Origin of the sequence: Pedobacter sp. FW305-3-2-15-E-R2A2 (genome assembly GCF_038446955.1) — a bacterium.
GTDB lineage: Bacteria > Bacteroidota > Bacteroidia > Sphingobacteriales > Sphingobacteriaceae > Pedobacter.
The window spans coordinates 3773503-3793063 of record NZ_CP151803.1 but is presented as its reverse complement, the minus strand read 5'-3'; the positions used below and the strand labels follow the sequence as shown (position 1 = coordinate 3793063).

The 19561-nt window shown below is 43.6% G+C and carries 21 protein-coding genes and 1 pseudogene; 9 read left to right on the top strand and 13 right to left on the bottom strand.

Annotation, left to right across the window (positions count from 1 at the left end):
- Positions 1-6 precede the first annotated feature (6 nt).
- On the top strand, positions 7-2307 hold the full coding sequence (locus AAFF35_RS15095) for a trehalose hydrolase (protein ID WP_342333350.1): 2301 nt from the start codon (positions 7-9) through the stop codon (positions 2305-2307).
- On the opposite strand, the gene AAFF35_RS15090 is transcribed toward AAFF35_RS15095, so the two are convergent.
- On the bottom strand, positions 2294-2767 hold the full coding sequence (locus AAFF35_RS15090; protein WP_342333349.1) for a hypothetical protein: 474 nt from the start codon (positions 2765-2767) through the stop codon (positions 2294-2296). The two genes, AAFF35_RS15095 and AAFF35_RS15090, sit on opposite strands and share 14 nt — an antisense overlap.
- Before the next feature lie 29 nt (positions 2768-2796).
- Positions 2797-4320: a PLP-dependent aminotransferase family protein gene (locus AAFF35_RS15085; RefSeq protein WP_342333348.1), complete on the bottom strand. Its 1524-nt coding sequence runs from the start codon at positions 4318-4320 to the stop codon at positions 2797-2799.
- Between the two features lie 37 nt (positions 4321-4357).
- Here AAFF35_RS15085 and AAFF35_RS15080 point away from each other — a divergent pair, with 37 nt between their 5' ends.
- Positions 4358-4756, top strand: coding sequence for a GNAT family N-acetyltransferase (locus AAFF35_RS15080; RefSeq protein WP_342333347.1), 399 nt, complete (start codon positions 4358-4360; stop codon positions 4754-4756).
- A gap of 61 nt (positions 4757-4817) precedes the next feature.
- Here the strand turns inward: AAFF35_RS15080 and AAFF35_RS15075 are convergent, their stop codons facing one another.
- From AAFF35_RS15075 to AAFF35_RS15045, 7 genes are all read right to left on the bottom strand, one after another.
- Positions 4818-5129, bottom strand: a complete 312-nt coding sequence (locus tag AAFF35_RS15075) for a hypothetical protein (RefSeq protein ID WP_342333346.1) — start codon at positions 5127-5129, stop codon at positions 4818-4820.
- 175 nt (positions 5130-5304) lie between these two features.
- Positions 5305-5916, bottom strand: a complete 612-nt coding sequence (locus AAFF35_RS15070; RefSeq protein ID WP_342333345.1) for a biopolymer transporter ExbD — start codon at positions 5914-5916, stop codon at positions 5305-5307.
- Between the two features lie 34 nt (positions 5917-5950).
- On the bottom strand, positions 5951-6529 hold the full coding sequence (locus AAFF35_RS15065) for an NAD(P)H-dependent oxidoreductase (RefSeq protein ID WP_342333344.1): 579 nt from the start codon (positions 6527-6529) through the stop codon (positions 5951-5953).
- Positions 6530-6597: 68 nt separating this feature from the next.
- Entirely contained in the window at positions 6598-7179 is a 582-nt protein-coding gene (locus AAFF35_RS15060; protein ID WP_342333343.1) for a Crp/Fnr family transcriptional regulator, read from the bottom strand.
- Between the two features lie 5 nt (positions 7180-7184).
- Positions 7185-7364: a hypothetical protein gene (locus AAFF35_RS15055; protein WP_342333342.1), complete on the bottom strand. Its 180-nt coding sequence runs from the start codon at positions 7362-7364 to the stop codon at positions 7185-7187.
- Positions 7365-7498: 134 nt separating this feature from the next.
- Positions 7499-7789 carry a hypothetical protein gene (locus AAFF35_RS15050; protein WP_342333341.1) on the bottom strand — a complete coding sequence of 97 codons (291 nt, stop codon included), beginning with the start codon at positions 7787-7789 and terminating at the stop codon, positions 7499-7501.
- 295 nt (positions 7790-8084) lie between these two features.
- Complete coding sequence (locus AAFF35_RS15045; protein WP_342333340.1) at positions 8085-8666, bottom strand: hypothetical protein; 582 nt, start codon at positions 8664-8666, stop codon at positions 8085-8087.
- Positions 8667-8852: 186 nt separating this feature from the next.
- On the opposite strand from AAFF35_RS15045, the gene yiaA reads away from it, so the two are divergent.
- The 4 genes and pseudogenes from yiaA to ribB form a co-directional block, all read left to right on the top strand.
- Positions 8853-9281, top strand: a complete 429-nt coding sequence (gene yiaA, locus AAFF35_RS15040) for an inner membrane protein YiaA (RefSeq protein WP_342333339.1) — start codon at positions 8853-8855, stop codon at positions 9279-9281.
- A gap of 23 nt (positions 9282-9304) precedes the next feature.
- The gene (locus tag AAFF35_RS15035) at positions 9305-9802 is read left to right on the top strand and encodes a hypothetical protein (protein ID WP_342333338.1); all 498 of its coding nucleotides are present in this window, start codon (positions 9305-9307) and stop codon (positions 9800-9802) included.
- A gap of 21 nt (positions 9803-9823) precedes the next feature.
- The gene (locus tag AAFF35_RS15030) at positions 9824-10693 is read left to right on the top strand and encodes an AraC family transcriptional regulator (protein WP_342333337.1); all 870 of its coding nucleotides are present in this window, start codon (positions 9824-9826) and stop codon (positions 10691-10693) included.
- A 99-nt stretch (positions 10694-10792) separates the two neighbouring features.
- Positions 10793-11410 (top strand): annotated as a pseudogene (gene ribB / locus AAFF35_RS15025) (3,4-dihydroxy-2-butanone-4-phosphate synthase); the annotation flags it as partial.
- Here ribB and AAFF35_RS15020 read toward each other — a convergent pair.
- A complete protein-coding gene (locus AAFF35_RS15020) occupies positions 11410-12681 on the bottom strand; it encodes a prephenate dehydrogenase (RefSeq protein WP_342333336.1) in 1272 nt (423 codons plus the stop codon). The pseudogene ribB and the gene AAFF35_RS15020 overlap by 1 nt on opposite strands.
- A 165-nt stretch (positions 12682-12846) precedes the next feature.
- Here AAFF35_RS15020 and bla point away from each other — a divergent pair, with 165 nt between their 5' ends.
- Positions 12847-13740, top strand: coding sequence for a class A beta-lactamase, subclass A2 (bla, locus tag AAFF35_RS15015; RefSeq protein WP_342333335.1), 894 nt, complete (start codon positions 12847-12849; stop codon positions 13738-13740).
- A gap of 52 nt (positions 13741-13792) precedes the next feature.
- Here the strand turns inward: bla and AAFF35_RS15010 are convergent, their stop codons facing one another.
- Positions 13793-14533, bottom strand: coding sequence for a 3-oxoacyl-ACP reductase family protein (locus tag AAFF35_RS15010; protein WP_342333334.1), 741 nt, complete (start codon positions 14531-14533; stop codon positions 13793-13795).
- Positions 14534-14628: 95 nt separating this feature from the next.
- Between AAFF35_RS15010 and AAFF35_RS15005 the strand changes: the two genes are divergently transcribed.
- Positions 14629-14997: a helix-turn-helix domain-containing protein gene (locus AAFF35_RS15005; RefSeq protein ID WP_342333333.1), complete on the top strand. Its 369-nt coding sequence runs from the start codon at positions 14629-14631 to the stop codon at positions 14995-14997.
- Here the strand turns inward: AAFF35_RS15005 and AAFF35_RS15000 are convergent.
- Positions 14994-17255, bottom strand: a complete 2262-nt coding sequence (locus AAFF35_RS15000; RefSeq protein ID WP_342333332.1) for a family 20 glycosylhydrolase — start codon at positions 17253-17255, stop codon at positions 14994-14996. The genes AAFF35_RS15005 and AAFF35_RS15000 overlap by 4 nt on opposite strands.
- A gap of 152 nt (positions 17256-17407) precedes the next feature.
- Between AAFF35_RS15000 and AAFF35_RS14995 the strand changes: the two genes are divergently transcribed.
- Positions 17408-18277, top strand: a complete 870-nt coding sequence (locus AAFF35_RS14995) for a DUF2314 domain-containing protein (RefSeq protein WP_342333331.1) — start codon at positions 17408-17410, stop codon at positions 18275-18277.
- Between the two features lie 217 nt (positions 18278-18494).
- Here the strand turns inward: AAFF35_RS14995 and AAFF35_RS14990 are convergent, their stop codons facing one another.
- Positions 18495-19418: a metallophosphoesterase gene (locus tag AAFF35_RS14990; protein WP_342333330.1), complete on the bottom strand. Its 924-nt coding sequence runs from the start codon at positions 19416-19418 to the stop codon at positions 18495-18497.
- Positions 19419-19561: the final 143 nt, after the last annotated feature.

Below are 19561 nucleotides of genomic sequence, written 5' to 3'. Positions count from 1 at the left end.
ACAGGAATGAAAATAAGTAGAGGCTGGAAATTGATGATGTTGTTGTTGCTCCTGAGCAGCAGGGGGGATTTACAGGCGCAGGAAGCGGTGAAAGAGAATTACAATGCGTTGTTTTATCAGGCTCCGCAGAAAGTGCCGACCGGGAAAACGCCTGATGGCCCGTTGACCGGAAACGGAGATATTGGGCTTAGCCTTGGCGGGACACCCGAACGCCTGCTCTTTTTCCTTGGTAAAAATGATTTCTGGCGGGCTTATCCGGTATACCCTGGCGGTGGAATTGCCCTGCCGGGGTGGCTGGAACTGAACATTGAGGCCCTTAAAGGCGCGGATTACTTTGCAGAACAGCATATCGATTCTGCGATGATTACCGCAAAGTTTAAAAAACAGGACCATGAGCTGTTGATGGAAAGCTGCGTAATTGCCACGCAAAACATAGTGGTCATCAGCCTGAGCAGTAACAAAACCTGTAAACTAAACCTTCAGCTGCAGGCCACCGAAGGAAACACTTCGGTAAATGGAAAGGGAATAAACGCGGGGGTAAACTGGGTAAGCCGTTCCTTTGAAAATACGCCATTATTGGAATGGCCGTCACACATTGCCATCGCCTTAAAGTTAATTGGAGGAAACGCAGATGCCAACGGCGATGTCATGCTCCAAGCCGGAAAAAAGCTACACATTGTGCTCTGTATGTACAGCAATCATGACCGCAAAGACTGGAAAGAGGAGGCCATCAAGGAAGCCTCGTTCATGACCGCAGTCCGGCTTGCGGAAATGAAAAGAGAACATCAGAATTGGTGGGCCGACTTTTGGAAAGCTTCGAAAGTCAGCATTGCAGATCCGGTTTTGCAAAAGTATTACAATGCCTCGCAATACCTTTTCGCCTGTAGTTCCCGTGGCAATAAGTTTGCACCCGGAATCTGGGGCCCCTTTATTACCCGGGATTCCAGTTCCTGGGGTGGCGACTATCACCTGAATTATAATTATCAGGCCCCATATTGGGCGGCTTATTCCTCCAATCACCTGGATGAAACCGATAACTTTGATCAGCCTCTGCTCGATTATATGGAGAAAGGAAAGGAACACGCCAAAGCTTTACTCGGTATCAGGGGCATTTATTATCCTGTCGGAATCGGACCAAAAGGCCTGGTTACCACCCGATGGCCGCTGAGTCCAGAAGAAATGGAAAAACGTTATGCCACCCGCGAAAACACCATTGATGGCGGTTATAAATTCCTCGGACAAAAGATCAATGCCGTATTTAGCGTCGGGAACATGATGATGCGCTTTTACAGTACCTATGATAAAGATTATGCAAAAAGAGTATATCCCTACCTGATCGAATGTGCCAATTTCTGGGAAGATTACCTGAAGTTTGAAAACGGCCGCTATGTCATTTACATGGATCATTACGGAGAGGTGATGCCCAACCTGAAGAATAAAGGGCAATGGAGAAATCTGCTAGGAGATTTCAATTCTACGCTCTCATTGGGATTGGTCAAGCTATTGTTCAAAGGAATTGTTGACATGAGTACTTTTTTAAACCTGGATAGCAACAGGCAGGAGAAATGGAAGCATATCAGAGATCACCTCAGTGATTTTCCCCTGGGAGAAGTGGATGGACAACTTAGCCTCAGAAGTGTAGAGCGGAGTCCTGCGGCCTGGCACCAGCCAGTCCAGGGATTGGCCAGGGTCTCCATTCATGGATTAGTTCTTCCCGGAGGCGTATGCGGGCCAGTTACAGATGCTGCTTTTAATCAGATCTTACGCAATGATGTTGCCCGCTGGAAAAGCAGGATGAATGGACCCGGAGAATGGGGGAATACGCTTGGCAATGGAATTGAAACCTGTTTCCCGGCTGCGGTAAGGGTAGGCTATGACCCCGGGGAAATCCTGAACCAGCTAAAAGACCGCATCCGGCGCCAGTCGCTCCCCAACTTATGGATCACTGCCGATGGGGGTGGACTGGAAACCCTTTCTGCTGTCCCCATGACGATCAATGAAATGCTGATGCAAAGTTACGAACAGGTGATTCGCATCTTTCCAAACTGGACGAGGTCAAAGGACGCCTCTTTTGATCAGCTCAGGGCCTATGGCGCATTTCTGATCAGCAGCGCGCTGAAGAACAAGGAGATTCTATACGTAAAAATATACAGTGAGCGCGGAAGGCCTTGTGTCATAGACAATCCATGGCCTGGAAATCAGGTACAACTGGTCCGGAATGGAAAAAAAGCAACGCTGCTTTCCGGTTCCCGGTTTAACTTGCCGACAAAGGAAGGAGAATACCTGGAACTCCTTATTGCTCCGTAACCTTATGCTTTAACGCCAAAGTGGCTTCAATTTCTTTAAATTCAGTGCTTGTTGAAGCCACGGCACAAGCTTCCAGAAAGACATCCGGACTGATGTACTTCCAGCTGACCTGATCTTCTCCGAGTTCAAAAAGAATTTCAATGGGATGATCGATCAGGTGATCTTCAAAAAATATACGTTTACTTTCCGCCCAGGCATTCGGGTCACCGAGTTTTGCAGGCCAGGTATACAATTTATGAGCTTCTAGAGACCTTTGGCTGTCCACATATACTGACCTTTTAGAAACGAGGTTACTGATGTCAAACCGCTGTACTTTACCGGATAAAACACCTTCTTCCCCGGTAATACATAATCCACTTGCCGTAAAATAAGGAACGAGCGGGTGCGCTCCCTGTTGTTGTTCCGGAGTTCCGAAGAATACGTATTTTCCTTTTGTCAATTGATGGATCGTTGTTGTCATATCTGGCCGTTAGCAGCCCCAAAGCTACATTATATTTTAGCTTTTAATACCTTACCGAGGATTTCAATCGCTGCATTCATCTCATTGATGTTCATTGCCGCGAAACCCATCCGAATGGAATTGTCATCCCTCAGGTTGCCATGAGATTGAAAATCACGACCCATGTATAAACCTTTGGCCGCCGCAGCATCGGCCACTTTTGCCAGGGGATAATCTTTATTAAAGCGTGCCCAAATCGCCATTCCACCAGAAGGCCGTTCAAAATCAATGATGCCTTTCCAGTCCTGTAAGGAGGTACAAATGTTATTCAGCCGGTCAAAATATATTTTATTCGCCTTTTTCAGGTAGCGGCCGATATCTCCGTTTTGAATCAGTACCGCAAGCGCATCTTCCAGAATATGGTCACCCCGTAGATCGATCATCATCCGCAATTGAATCGCCTGCCGGATAAAATCTGCCGGGGCAATCATAAAACCAATCCTTACCGAAGAAGCAATAGATTTTGAAAAGGAACCAATGTAGATGACTCTTCCTTCATGCTGACTGCTGGCCAGAGGAAGATAGGGGGCCGAACTGTAATGAAATTCATAATCATAATCATCTTCAATAATGGCAAAATCAAACTTCCTGGAGAGTTCCAGTAACCTCATTCGCCGCTCCGGGCTCAACGTTACGGTAGTTGGATGATGGTGATGAGGGATCACATAAAGCGCATTGACCTTATGCTTTTTACAGGCCTGCTCTACCGCATCCATATCCATTCCATGGGCATCAACCGGGACTTTAACCAAATGCGCGCCCATCTTTTCGAACACTTTATTGGCGAGGAAATAGCTTGGATCCCCTACGATAACCTTGTCTCCGGGCTGCAGCAACAAACTGGCAGCAATATAAATGCTCATCTGTGCGCCATGGGTAACCATGGTATGCTGTGTTTGAATATTTAGCCCCCGGCTTTCCAGAAGATAACCAACTAAAGCCGCTCTGAGTAACGGCGATCCTCCAGCTAAAGATCCGGGAAACCATTTCCTTGCCGCCGCCTGCTTTGCCCGACTTCTATATTCCCTGTTTAGTAAATCCAAGGGGGCAAGCCTGGCATCCGGATAGCCCCCATCAATGATGAATTCCGGCAACCTCAGAACGGGGACAGCAGGAATAGGGGTATGGGGCTCGATCGGATAAAAAGTTGCGGCCAGAAATTCTCCATAGGAGCTTAACCTGGGCTCATTCCAGCGCCGCGGTTTTAAATCAGGAAGGTTCTGCGCAATCCTGGCACCTTTCCTCGGAATCACTTCTATCCAGCTTTGCGCATACAATTCGTCGTAGGCAGCAATCACGGTTTTCCGGTGAATGTTCAAAAGCCTGGCCAGTTCCCGGGTACCTGGGAGCATCGTTCCGGGCTTAATCTGTCCTTCACGGATGATGTTCACGACATTGTTCGCGATCTGAAGAAAGATCGGTTGCGAAGATTCCTTATCAATAGACAGGAGGGTGGTAAATGGAAGCATCTGGACTACTCTGTTTTTTAAATCTGGACAGTAAAGGTAGTCCATCTACATGGTACTTTTGACTAAATAAACAACCAATATCATGGACATTACTTATAAAACTAAAGGTTGCCCCGATACTGCCGCAATTATTGCACTGTATATCAGTTCGGGCTTAAACAGACCTACTTCTGATCATGAAAGAATACACAGGATGTATGCGAATTCCAATCTGATTGTGACCGCCTGGGATGGTGATAAATTGGTGGGGATTGCCCGTTCACTTACAGATTTTTGTTATTCCTGTTATCTTTCAGACCTCGCTGTTCATCTGGACTATCAGAAAAGCGGGATAGGAAAGCAACTCGTTGCGCTAACGAAAGAAAGCATAGGAAAGGAGTCGATGCTGTTGTTGCTCTCTGCGCCAACAGCGATGACGTATTATCCCAGGATTGGGATGGATCATCTTGACAATGCATTTATGATCAAAAGAGAAGCATAAAAAAGGGCCGGATTACTCCGACCCCTTTTTTAAACATACATGTTGATGGATTAATAGGGACCTATTGAATCACTTTACCGTCAGTACCAATTTTGATGGAAGCAGTTTCTGCTTCTTTTTTCACATCAATCTGATAATATTGAGTTTTATCCGCATTGGTTACCAGGAAAGCAGCTGTTGGAGTCCATGCTTTAACTGGTTCACTTTGCAAAGTTGTTTTTACTGCTTCAGGTAGATCTTTTAATTCTACAGGAGTTTTTGTAGTACTATCTTGTTTAACTGTAATTGCTACCGGAGCTTTTACTTCAGTTGCGTTTGCTGCTGAGATTCCTGCGAAAGCTAAAAATGCTGCTGATAAAATGATCTTTTTCATATTTTTTGTATTTCAGTTATTATTCTTGTTAATTACGTTTAGGCTATGTTTAATAATGGTGCCACAACAATATGTTTTTGGCACCATACTGATAAACAGTGTCTTATGAAATTGTCAGCTAATTTAACTGTAGAGATCCTCCACACTTTGTAGCATAAGGAAGCACAATTATTCTTTATGGCGCAGATTCTGCATTGGTCAACAGGCTAAACTTGTTGATTTTCTGTTTCTGCAGAACGTCAATGATCTTTTTAACCGAGGGATATTCTTCTTCAGCATCTCCTTTGATGCTCACCCTCATGGCGGTTGAATGCAATTCAGCAACCGCTTGTCTGGAATGCAGGACCCAATCTGCAAGCTGGTTATTTGCCGAATCAGCAGGAATGCCGGTTTCCATACCTGAAGCAGTTCTTTTTGCCCCATCCATCATGATATAAGCTTTAAGGCTTTGAACGGGTACGCCAAATGAACCGATCACACTGAACCTCTTTTTCTCTTCAGCGCTAAATGCTATCTTATATTGTTCGCCAATCTTTTCCAGCATCGAGACCTTCACATCCTGACCTGTGGCTTCAAAGAAAACCTTTCCTTTCCCAATCGTCAGGATCGCAATGTCCTTGTCGGGCACTTTGATGGTATAAGTAGAGGTTGGGATTTTTACATCCAATGGATCTGGTTGCTTCGCTGTGGCAGTTAAAATAAAAAAGGTGAGGAGCAGGAAGGAAACATCTGTCATGGCGGTCATGTCGATGGTCAATGCCTTTCTTTGCACTTTTACTCTGGGCATAATAATAAATTTACAAGTGGATAGTCGAATTGAATTAGCGTTGTTGCAGACCTGAGTTGTAAATCTGGTTGATCCACTTTTGTCTCTGTTCGGGTGTTGCCGTTTTGATAATGCCTACATAAGTCACCTTTACCGGTTTTACCCCGCAGAACTCCAATGTGCTTTTTTTCAATTGATTGACACTTGGCCTGCCGTACATCAACCGGTAATACCATCCCGGCTGATCCAGTGTAGTAATGATCCGCGCAGTTTTACCGCTCAGCAGCTTATCCCACCACATGGAATTTTCACGGTATTGATAGGTCAGTCCCGGAAGAAACAAACGGTCTATAAAACCTTTCATGATGGCTGGCATACCGCCCCACCAAACGGGATGAATCCAAACGAGGTGATCTGCGGCTTTTATTTTCTCCAGACTGTCCAGCAAATCCGGCTCTAAGTCCATTCGTTTGGTATAGCCGAATTGTAAGTTTGGGTTAAACTGAAGTTCCCGGATATGGATCGTGGAAACGGTAGCCCCTGATTTCAGGGCACCATCTTCGTAAGCCGTAGCCAATGCCTGATTGAAACTTTCCTTATTGGGATGTCCGTTTATGATAAGAATTTTGGTCATTTTGTCCTGATGTTAATTTGTTCAGGGCAAAGGTATCTCGATGCGGATCCCGGCTACAGGACATTTGTCTATAAAACCACTTCTCTTCTTAAGCGGCTGAGGTGCCTTGGCGTAATGCCAAGATAGGAGGCCAGGTATTGTAAAGGAATTTGTTGAACATATACTGGCTGGTTCTCCAGAAGATCCATATATCTTTTCTTCGCTTTCTCTTTCTGGAAAAGGAATAATCTCTTTTCCAGTTCCAGATATTGCTGTTCCGCAATCATTTTGAGGAACCTGGTCCAATTGAGGCTGGATTGAGACAACTGATCCAGGTCGGCCTTTTGTATAACAATCAACTCTGCTGCCGACACCGCCTGAATATTTTCCAGGGTCGGCAATCCGGTAATAAAGGAGGAATATGCGGTGGTTAAAGTATTTGGAAAGGTGATACAATAGGTAATTTCTTCTCCGGATTCCGGACTAAAGAAGGACCTGAGAATGCCGGTCTTAAGAAAGGCAACCTCTTTACATAGCTGTCCTTCCTGTATTAAAAAATCACCTTTCTTAATTGACCTTAATGCGGTCTTTTCTTCAAAAGCGGCAATCTCTGTTGGAGTAAAAATATCAAATGAGTTTAGAAAGCTGCTGATCATCGTATTATTTTTCATTCTTACTAAGGATTGATCTTCTGCCCGTCTTTGCCGACCGGGACTTTTATTCCCGAACTGTTCCCGGTTACAGATTTGACTTTTCCGGTTTTAACGCCATCATTCAGGCCGTCATAATAATCGATATGGCCATTCAGCTGCATCCCTAACAATGCGGCGATGAATAATGCTTTTTTGTATTTCATTACAGTAGATGTTGTGTGTAACATCAAAGGTATTATTCTCTTTGGATAGTGCAAACGCAAAAAGAGCCGGATTTATCCGGCTCTTTTATAGCATATATAGAGATACTTGTTATTATTTTACGGGTTTACCGTCTTTATCTAATCTTACTGAAGCAGTTTTCTTCTCCTTTTTTGATGTCGATCTGATAGTAAGTAGATTTATCTGCGGCCGTTACCAGGAAGGCGGCTGTTGGTGTCCATGCTTTAACTGGTTCTGTTTGTAAGGTGGCTTTAACCGGCTCAGGTAAATCTTTCAGTTCCACCGGTACTTTTGTAGCGCTATCTTGTTTAACGGTAATGGCTACTGGTTCTTTTACTTCTGTTGCGTTTACTGCTGAGATTCCTGCGAAAGCTAAAAATGCTGCTGATAAGATGATCTTTTTCATATTCAATTTATTTCAGTTAATATTCTTGTTAATTACGTTTAGGGTAGGTTTAATAATGATGCCGCAAAGGTTCATTTTTGGCACATCCCTGATTTTTAGATAGTTAATAATTAAGGGGTATATTTTAATTGTAGAATTATGCTACAATTTGGGGGATTAGGAACCGGATGATCAGCAAAAAGGAGGGAAGCACAGCACTGCAAAAGAGAAGAAAATGAGAATTAAAACAAAAGGGGCAAAACCTTCTGTTGAAAGCAATTGCCCCTTATGTACAGCAATAAAAAGATAGTATACGTTAATTTACATCTTTTTGTACTTTTCTGGCCGTACTTCTTCCAGGAAGATAAATGCTAAAACCAACGCCAAGTGTTAACTTATGAGCATAAGCACTACTGCCAAATCCAACAACACCGTTATACTTTAGCAATCCTTCCAGTCCGATAGATGGTGTTACAAAATAGGTGAAACCAGGACCAAAACTAAAACCCAGTCCATTGGTATTTCCAACAGGACCGGCAGGATTAATTCCATTGACACCTACAGTTGCCTCACCAAAGAATCTTGAGTTTTTCACTACTTCATTTGCTCCGGTTGCGCCATAATATCTTCCTAAAGCACCAATGCCGTAGTTGATACCTGTTCCGCCACCTTTTTGAGTAGTCAGACCAAAATTCACTTCACCACCAATTGCAAGCCCGTCCTGTACAAACCAGGCTGCCTTAGGGTTGATGTCGAAACTGAATGTATTGGGTTTATCCAGACCAAAACTGATATCTGAAAGGGAGGCACCCACAAATACATTGCCTTTTTGTATCTGTGCTTTTGCGCCAAATAAAAGTCCGGCACATAGACTCGCGGTTAAGAATAATTTTTTCATAAGATATGTTTAAATGTATTTCTTTAACAAACCTGTATAGGTTTTGTTTTTGAAAATTTATATGCTCAGATGCTGTAATCCAAGTATTTTCCCTATTGTACCTTAATTATTACCGTAAATATATTTTGCAGGATGAATAATTATATCTGATTATTCATTATAATTACAGTTACAAAAACACAAACTATGAATCAAAAAACATCTAATGCTTTCGTCGCAGTATCCTGGATCGCCCTTGGAGCGGGAATGATCGGCTATTTCGTCGGTTTAGCAAGAGCAGAAATGCAGCTTAACGAAAAAGGATATTATTTCACCATCATGATGTTTGGTCTATTTGCGGTAGTATCCGTACAAAAAAGCGTAAGGGACAGACTGGAAGGAATTCCTGTAACAGACATTTATTATGGATTAAGCTGGTTTGCGACGCTGTTATCTATTGTATTATTGACCATTGGACTCTGGAATGCGACATTATTACCAAGCGAAAAAGGATTTTATGCCTTTGCCTTCCTTCTTGCCATGTTTGGCGCTATTGCAGTGCAGAAAAACACCAGAGACAATAAATCAGATGGTCCTGGTACTGGTGGACACATCGGCCGTAACGAAGACAATTAAGCTACAAATAACAACATTAGAGAATGAAATTATCATTTGGAACGGTCATTAATGACCAACCGAATTACTTCATTGAAAAGATCTGGAAGGGCCTCATGGCCCTTTCTTCGCATCTGGATAATGAATACTACAGATATCAGGAACGGCACATCCAAAAATTCGACAGGAATTGGGATGGAGATACGTATACCGAATTTCTTGAACCTAAAATCCATACGATCAGAAAAGATCCCGATAGACTTTGGCATCCAGGTATGGAAATCGCGATGATCATCTATAAAGATACCAGCGACGAATTCCAGTTTGCACCGATGCTTCACTGCATCAGCATACAGAAAATTGAAATCAGACAATCTGCGGAAGAAAGCTATACCGTTAGTGTGGATGGCAACATGCTCGATGAAGAGCAGCTCAATCAGCTCGCTATAAATGATGGTTTTCCTTCTGCTGAAGAATTATTGTCTTATTTTAGCGGCGGTTTCAGTGGGAAGCTCATTCACTGGACGGCAATGAAGTATTAAACAGCTAACAAGTATTAGGTCATGATCATCAGCTACCATCTCGACGATTTTAGCGCTCCATTCTCTATTCCCGGACAGTTTATGATGGATCGGTTCGAAGACATCGGAAAACCCGCGAACATGGTATGGCCTCATAAACATAGCTTTTATGAAATATTGTGGATTGAAAAAGGAAATGCGCAGCACCTGATCGATCAGCATACTTTCGACCTTCATTCCGATACTTTATTCTTTATCGCTCCCGGACAGATCCATGAACTTGGCCATTCGGAAAACGTAAAAGGGTACAGTATTATGTTCACAGAAGAGTTTCTTTCCCTTAGCCATGTCAATCCTGAGCTGCTCGCTGGCTTGTCCTTTTTGGAAAACAGCTATTCCCGGCCGTCGATGAGTCTGCTTCCTCCACAAAGCGAAGAACTTAGCAGCAGCATCAGCATGTTGTTAAAAGAATCCGGACGCAAAGACCGCTCGGCCAGTATCATCAGGCACCTCTTGCTGGCCCTGCTTTTTCAAATCCAGAGGATGATGGCAGGGGATGCGGCTTCCGAGCCGGATAACATCCATGTCCTGAGCCTCAAAAAATTCAAGAAGCTGATCGAAGAACATTATAAGAAGGAAACCAAGCTGTCTTTCTTCTCCGCGCAGTTGTTTATAACCAATGCTCATTTAAACGAGATCGCTAAAAAAATCACCGGTAAAACGGCTGGAGAACTGATCAGGGAAAGGGTTTTGCTCGAAGCAAAAAGAATGCTCATCCATGGACATTGGACCGTGGGACAGATTGCTTCAGAGCTTGGATTTAAAGATTTCTCCTATTTCTCCAGGCATTTTAAAAAGCAGGAGGGCTTAACACCCGCTGAATTCCGTAAATCCAGTACCCCTTCCGGATAATTTCATCAAAAGTACCAATAAAGCGATTCTTAGTCCTAACATTCGAAAATCCAGCCTGGATACCTTTGCGTTTTAAAACACTAAAGCCAATACCGCATCATGCAGATTAAATTGAACAGCATTGCCGAGGCCATTGAAGAGATCAGGGCAGGTAAAGTAATTATTGTAGTAGACGATGAAAATCGGGAGAATGAGGGAGATTTTATTACCGCTGCTCAAAACGCAAGCCCAGAGGTGATTAACTTTATGGTAAGTCATGGAAGAGGCCTGGTTTGCGCTCCGCTGACTGCAGAAAGGTGCGATGAGCTGAGCCTCCACCAAATGGTGAGCGATAACACCGCCGCCTATGAAACCAGTTTTACCGTTTCTATTGATTTGCTCGGTAGCGGCTGTACCACTGGAATTTCGGCCTCCGACCGCTCCAAAACCATTAAATCGCTGATTGATCCTAAGGTAAAAGGCTTTGACCTCGGCAGACCCGGACATATCTTTCCACTGCGCGCCAAAGATGGTGGTGTATTGACCAGACCCGGACATACCGAAGCGACCGTAGATCTTGCCCGTTTAGCAGGTATGGAACCTGCAGGAGTGCTCGTAGAAATCCTTAAAGACAATGGAGAAATGGCCCGATTGCCTGATTTAATGGAGATTGCAGCCAAACATCAGTTAAAAATCATTTCTATTGAAGACCTGATTGCCTATCTTAAAAAAGAAAACTAAGGAAGAAACGTTTGATCTGTCAGCCTTTTGATCATCGCTGAGCTCTGTTCACGGCCATGCTCCAGCCTGTCTTTGAAAAACAGTTTAGTCTGATCAAAATGCTGCTTATAACCTTCCATATCCCCATACCCAATGATGGAAGTCCATTCCCGTACGGCCGAATGAAACTCCAGATCGTCGGCACGGATACTTTTGTCGAACAGCGCCGCTTGGATAGATTCTTCCAGCAGATCTTCATTTCGAAAAAGGTATTCCACAATCCCTAATCTTAGTCGGAAGGGAGGCGTCTGGCAGATCAGGTTATCGTAAGGATTGATCTGTAAATGATACCAGGCATCAGCCATGCTGAGCAGGCTCAGGTGAGAATTGGCCTTTCGTACCCCCGGATTCGAAGAAAGAGAGAACTCCTGCATCACCTGATCGTCCAGCAGTAAAGGTTTCCGGCTTTCATGAAAAACAAAATCTCTGACCTTATACAGGCGTTCCCGGAAGGTTTTCTCTTCTTCCATGATCATCATCTTAAAGAGCTCTGATTCCGATTGCGCATAACGCTTCACCTGTTGGCGGGCAAAAGGGTTCAAAATGGCCAGACCAGCATAGATGTGTGCCTTATAACTAAAGATCCTAAGGGTGGTCAGAATTTTCACATTGTCGATCCCACCCAGATAAGAGGCATTTTCCCAGGGAAAGAAGCCTGCTGAAGCCCAGGCAGTGCCCATACTTTCAAAGCCCACATGGGTGGCAGCCTGCGTATCTGCAACGATCCGATCATGATCCCGGTAGTCTTTCATCTCCACGAGTTCAGAGCCCAGAGAGGAGAGGAGGTCGGTCATACGTTGATAAGCTTCATCGCTGGTACGGTGTGGAATCACGATCATTTTCTGACCCGCAGGATCAAAGCCAGGGCCGTGGAGAGAATGGCAGGTGATGATGTGAATGTCCTTAGGCAGGTATTTTTCAAAAGCAACGATCTCCGGATGTTTTACGGAAGTCTGCCCGGCTACAATTGCTCCGTATTTGGTTGAGCTGCCGTACATTGCCAGTACCTGTTCAATCTTTTCCGATTCTACGGCATAAAAAATGACGTCACATATTCTGGAGACCTCTTTACCATCCTGCAGAATGGTAATCCCATAGGGATTTAGCGCCTCATTTAATTCTTCCCATCGTTCCGGAAGGTCTGAGCCATAAACGGTATAACCAGCTTTAGAAAAACCTACCGCATACATTTTACCCATATCCCCAAGACCAATAATTCCTACATTCATAATCACCTGTTAATGCCTGCAAATAAGGGAAAATTCCCCTGAACCGGAAATGATCAGGGTCACAAAACAGGCTTTAAATTGTTACAATTAAAAATCCTGCTTTCCAGAATATTTTTAATCCGCAAACGTTAAGAGAAAACGTAACAGATAAACGTAATTTGTAACATGAAACGAAATTCCAGTATTTTTTTAACGCTGACGGCATCTATCTTTTCCTCAGCAGTATTTGCACAAACCAACACGCTCCAGCTAAAAATGGACAGCATCATCAACAGCAAAAAAGCTGATGTAGGGGTGTCTGTCTTATACTTATCAGATCAGCGCATCGTCTCCGTTAACGGAGATAAACACTATCCCATGCAAAGTGTCTACAAATTTCACCTGGCCCTGGCCGTATTGAATCAGGTAGATCAGGGGAAATTTAAGCTTGATCAAAAGATTCTTGTTAAAAAAAGCGACTTGCTTCCGGATACCTGGAGCCCTCTGCGCGAAAAATATCCCAATGGAAATGTAGAATTGCCCTTATCGGAAATCCTGAAATATACGGTTTCAGAAAGCGATAACAACGGCTGTGATATTTTATTCAGACTCATTGGAGGTACCAGCAAAGCGCATCAGTTCATTAGAAAACAAGGAATTAAAGAGATATCCATCGTCGGAACAGAGGAAGAAATGCACAAAGACGATCAGGTTCAGTTTCGCAACTGGACTACGCCAAAGGCGGCCAACGCGCTGCTAAAAAAATTCCATGAAGGTAAAGTGCTTAAAAAAACAACCGGAGATTTCTTAATGAAAGTTATGGAAGAGACTGTAACGGGGCCCGGAAAGATCAAAGGTTTATTGCCTCAGGGAACAGTTGTTGCCCATAAGACAGGAAATTCCGGGGTAAATAAAGAAGGGATTACTGCTGCATCTAATGATATCGGAATCGTGACGCTTCCGAATGGCAAAAAGATGCTCATTTCTGCTTTTGTATCGATGTCAAAGGAAAATGATAAAGAGAACGATAAGATCATTGCAGAGCTTGCTAAAGCTGCCTTTGAAGAAGGGTTGAAATAAAAAACGGCGCGTGTTATCTGGAGCATTGTTCCCGGTAGCACGCGCTGTTTAATTAGATATTTGTTCCGCTATCCATTGTCAATGAAGTACCGGTCATGTACTTCGATTCTTCGCCTGCAACCCAGGCCACCAATGAAGCAATTCCTTCGGCAGTTCCATATTCTTTAATCGCCATTCTTTCCCTTGCTGCGTCTGCTGAAGGGCCTGTAGCCGGATTCATATCCGTTTCTGTAGGTCCTGGATTGACGAGATTGGCCGTAATTCTTCTATCACCAAGATCACGTGCAAGTCCTTTGTTAAAGCTAACCAAAGCAGATTTACTCATGGAATACAAGGTGATATTGGGAACGGACACGATTTCTGCAAGACAACTGCCTATAGTAATGATTCTTCCGCCATCTGGAATGAACTTTATGGCTGCCTGAGTGGCAAAAAACACACCTTTTACGTTCACATCAAACATCCTGTCAAAATCTTCCAGGCTATACTCTTCGAAACCTTTACCAATTGCAATCCCCGCATTGTTCACCAGGATATCTATTTTACCAAAATGTGCTGCTGCTTTTTCTACCGCTGCAGTCACTTCTTCATAGCTGCCACTATCTGCTTTGATCGCAATGGCCTGGCCTCCGTTATTTTCAATTTCTTTGACCAGATTTTCAGCGGCCGCTGCTGAGCTGGCATAGGTGAAGGCTACCTGAGCACCTTCGGCACTTAATCTTTTTACGATCGCCGCACCAATACCTCTGCTTCCGCCCGTTACCAATGCAACTTTGTTTTCTAAATTTGTCATATTGAATAAATCTTTATTTCTATCAAAATTAATATATATAGATTTGTATTAAAAGGTACACATCAAATTGTTAGGTACTTACAAAAAAGTAAGAAATGAGAAAAGAGAGTTCTACAAACAATATTAATGAAAAAAGGTTAAGAGAAATGTGTGGAACTTCCTATGCATTGTCCATCATTGGTGGCCGTTGGAAGCCTACCATTATTTGCCGGTTAATGGATGGGAAAGTCAGGTATAGCGACCTCAGGGATTCCATTATCGGGATTTCAGAGCGGATGCTCGTGCAACAATTGAGAGAACTGGAAAAGGACGGGATCCTGATCAGGATTGTTTACCCTCAGGTTCCACCGAAGGTAGAATACGAGCTTACTGAGGACGGATTGTGTATGCAGCCCATGCTCAGTAAGATGTCAGAATGGGGAAATAACCATAAGGCTAAATATCAGAAAGAGGAAGTGGTTTAATACACGACTACCTCATCGCTGAACATAAATCCTTTTTTTTCGTTTTTACCGGTTACCCTGAGGTATCGGGCATTGTTTCCTTTGAGGTCGAAGCTGAAAGTTTTAAACCTCAGTGTGGTATCCGTATACGGAACATCATTGTCTGATTTCTGAATATTTTTGAAAACAATTCCATCTTCAGAAACCGCCACGCTAACATTTGCAGGCATGTATACACCAGGTCCGGTTAACTGCATAAAGCGGATTTTCAATTGCGTTAAGGGGATGGAATTCTCCAGATCAATCGTCACATCAAAATCGCCAAGAAAGCCCTGCCATTGTCCGTCGCCATAAGTGAGGTCGCCGGTTTGTCCGTTTACCAGGCTTAGTTCTTTTTGGGCAGGGTAACTGCTGCTCCACTTATTGTTGTAAATCACTTTCTTACCAATGGCCTTATGGACATCCAGTTCCAGCTCCTGAATTTTAGCTACAGGCTGTTGATTTTTGAAGATGACCGCCTTTACTTTTGCCGTAGCATTTAATGGAATGCCATCCTGGTACAAGGGCGAGCTGGCAATCGGGTTACTACCATCCGTAGTATAGCGTATTTCTGGTTTAAACTGCTCAGAACTGATCGTTACCACCGCCTTTTTTTCTGCAATATTGAATTTGGAGAGCATGCTCAGTTCATTTGATGGCGGGTAGTAATTCACATTCAGGCGCTGCAGCAACAGGTAATGTTGTTGCAGGCGCATTTGAAAATCATCCCAGTTCTTTTGACTTTCCGTTGTCCATGCCGCTTCTGCTGCGGCAAGGGCCCTTGGGAAAACCATATATTCTACCTGACTGGTGGTCGGCATATATTCTGTCCAGACATTGGCCTGAATTCCGAGTACATGTTTTCTTTTGTCGGGATTGATTTCAGCTGGAATCGGTTGATAACCATATACTTTTTTTAAAGGCAGATATCCGCCTATGGCTTCCGGTTGTCCGATTGGATTGGTCTGATAGGCATCAAGATAAAGATGGGAGCCAGGGGTCATGATCACATCGTGACCTGAGTTTGCCGCTTCAATGCCTCCTTTTTCTCCGCGCCAGCTCATAACCGTTGCTTCAGGGGCGAGTCCGCCTTCCAGGATTTCATCCCATCCGATCAGCTTTCGTCCTTTACTTTTCAAATAAGTTTCCATTCTTTTAACGGCATAACTCTGCAAGCCATGTTCGTCTTTCAAATCGAAGTCTTTAATCACCTTCTGGCATTTCGGACATTGTTTCCAGGCCGATTTATCGGCTTCATCGCCACCGATATGAATGTATTTGGAAGGAAAAATTTCGATCACCTCATCCAGCACCTCCTGAAGAAAGCGAAAGGTATCTTCGTTACCGATGCAAAACTCTGAGTTTTTATAAGGTAAGCCATAACAGGATAGATTCGGATAGGCGGCTAAAACCTCCTCTGTATGTGCCGGCATTTCAATTTCAGGGATGACGGTAATTCCGCGTTTTGCCGCATATTTTACCAGGTCTTTTGCTTGCTCCGCAGTATAATATCCACCGAAAGCATTCGGACTGCCCATTTCTGAATATTGGCGTCCGTTGTTCCACCAGTATTTCCAGTTGGCATTCGTCCGCCATGCAGCTTTGCTGGTCAGCTCCGGATATTTTTTGATTTCCAATCTCCAGCCAGCGCCATCAGTGAGGTGCCAGTGGAAGGTATTCAGTTTATACAAGGACATCAGGTCTATGTATTTCTTCAGGAAAGGGATGGGAAAGAAATGACGGGATACGTCCAGCATGAGGCCCCGGTAACCGAAAGCTGGCTGATCCTGAATCCATACCGCAGGGAGCCGTTTGTCTTTTCTGGTCAGCGCCAGCTGACGAAGCGTAGCAATGCCGTTCAGGACCGCTTCAGGCTGACGTGCGGTGATCAGAATCCGATCGGCACTGATCTCCAGGCGGTAGGCATTCATGGCAAGGGTGTCGTCCTTTCCGGCTTCCTGAAGAATAATTCCTTTAAGGGGCGCTTTCTTTCCCGAACGCAATGTTTTTATTTTATGGAACTTCAGGTAAGGGTGTTCATGGAGCAGGTCAGTTGCTTCGAGAAAGGAGGAACTGGAATATACTTCGGTCTCCGGCCCATAGGTATAATATCCGGGCTTTGAAATTTGTTGCAGTGGTTTTGGAATAATTGCTAAAGAATCCTGGGCAAAAGAGGTGTTTGAAAATAAACAAAATAGTAAACTGAAGGAGGAGGCAATCGCCCGTTTCATGGTGTTCATTAAGGTTTGGTTCTGATTTGTGTAAACCAAATTTACATTTTCTATTGACAAAGTAAACCTATTATTGGCATTTGAACATTAATAAGTAGGAGGAGAGCCTTTTTTAAATATAGAAGAATTATTATATTTAAAAAATCACAAATTACGCAATCATGAGTTTACTGTCACGTTTTTTTGGAAAGAGCAAAGTTGTAGAAAGAGAGTCTGAGCCTGATTTGGTCTATATACCGAATGAAGATGAGCGCATGAAATGGGCCATTGAAAAGGCAGGGCTTACCTTATGGTATTTTGAAAAGAGCCTGAAAAGTCCGGTTTCCGGACAGGAATATTTTTCCATCAAAGTGATGATTGAAGACTCAGGAAAGGTAGAGCACATCTGGTTGACGGCTCCTGATTTTGACGAAGAGGGAAACCTGTTTGGAGAAGTGGGCAATGAACCTGTTCAGGTGAAAACGGTTAAGCTGGGGCAGAAAATAGGGGTGATGAGGTCGCTGATTTCCGACTGGATGATCGTTGAAAACGGCCGGTTAGTTGGCGGTTATACCATCAGGGCCATCCGTGAAGGCCTCCCTGAAGCGGAAAGGCAGGCTTTTGATGATTCTATCGGCCTTCTGGTAGATGCCGGCAGTGACTATTTTAAGCCAGACTTTGATACGCCTGAAGGAGCGATATTGTCTTTGGAGGAGGCTTATCAAACCAACGATATCGACAAAGCGCTGTCCTGTAAGGATTTTTATCAGGAAGCAAAGCTCATGCTTTCTACATTGGACTTCCCGGTAGAAGAAGAGATGATCGTCAGTACCTCAGAAGCTTTAGCACTTTCTTTCGTCAGTTATATTGAAAAAGAAGGGATGCCCGACTTCAAAAATATCAACAGGGCTTTTACACAGCGCGATAAGGTGGATGAAAACTATTGGATCATTACGGAAGTCTGCACTTATCCGGATGGAGGAATATCTGTACAAAAACTACAGACCTATAAAACTGCCCAGGGATGGAGAGTCTTGGGAGTAACCAGTTAAAACGCTTCTTTCTGATCATTTAAATTCATCAGAAAGAAGCAAAGAAGTATATTTTAATGATGACCGTTTGACTCTTTTGTCTTTTTGATGAAAGAAAGATAAAAGGCAGAAGCCATAATAATAACTACAAGGGTAAGTAAAGAAAATAATGTTGACATATGCTTTAATGTTTATATTTTGAAATATCTGATGAAGGTAGACATTCTTTTATAGTTTCTTAGTAAGTATGTGGGAAATATTCATTTTCTACGGTTCCATCTTCATACAGATTTAGCATTGCATACCCCGGAGGAGTTTCGAGATAGTAACCCGGGCCAGCCGATTCTGCATCGCCCTTGCCCCACCAAAAGCCACTCATCGCACCGTTGCAGCAGTATAACACATCGTTGTAACGGGTTTGATCCGATAAATGGTTATGCCCGCTTAAACAAACCCTTACCTTATCGTGGTGCTTATAAAACAGGTCTTTTAGTTGTTTACAATCAGAATGACCACCACCAACCAACACTTGCGTAGTACCCAGAATTGGATAATGCGACATGAGCAGGGTAGGTGTCGATGCAGGAAGCTGTTCCAACTCCTTTTTTAACCAGTCAAACTGTTCCTGATCCAGAGAAATATTGCTGTTGTTCCCATCCAGCACGATAAAATGCCAGTTCTTTTTGCGGAAGCTATAATAGCGATGTGGGATTTTCAGTCGCTTAACTACATAGTTTTTTCCGTACATCTCATCTTCTTTTGAAGGCGCTTTCCACCATGGATCATGGTTGCCGATGCAGCTATGAAGTTCATATTGTTTAAGCACTGCGGTGCAATCGTCCCAGATGCCCCATTGTTTGATGACCTGTTCGTAGGTTACATTATCATATGAAGCATCGTTAATGGAATCCCCACCGTTTAAAAAGAAATCGGGTTTGTGTTTAGCGATGATCTGCTTTAGACACTTTTTAAACCTTTCCGGTGCATTTTCTCCATCTCTGATGTGCACATCGGTAATGTGTGCTACTTTTAGTGCTAATTTCTTTCCTTTGCTGTTTTCCGGTTCATTTACGGAAGCCAGAGCCGGCAGTCCTCCGCTTACCACGACGCCTGTGGCAAGCCCCGCTGCTTTTAATAAAGATCTTCTGTTTAGTTTCATCATTTAATTTGTGTGTTTGCTAAGTTCTGATGGCCATGTTAGGATTAGGTTAGGCTTAAATTAACAAATAGATTGAACATGTATTCAATAAAAAGTAAAAGAGATTAAAATGATCCGTTTAATTTCTAATAAAATATACCGCTGTT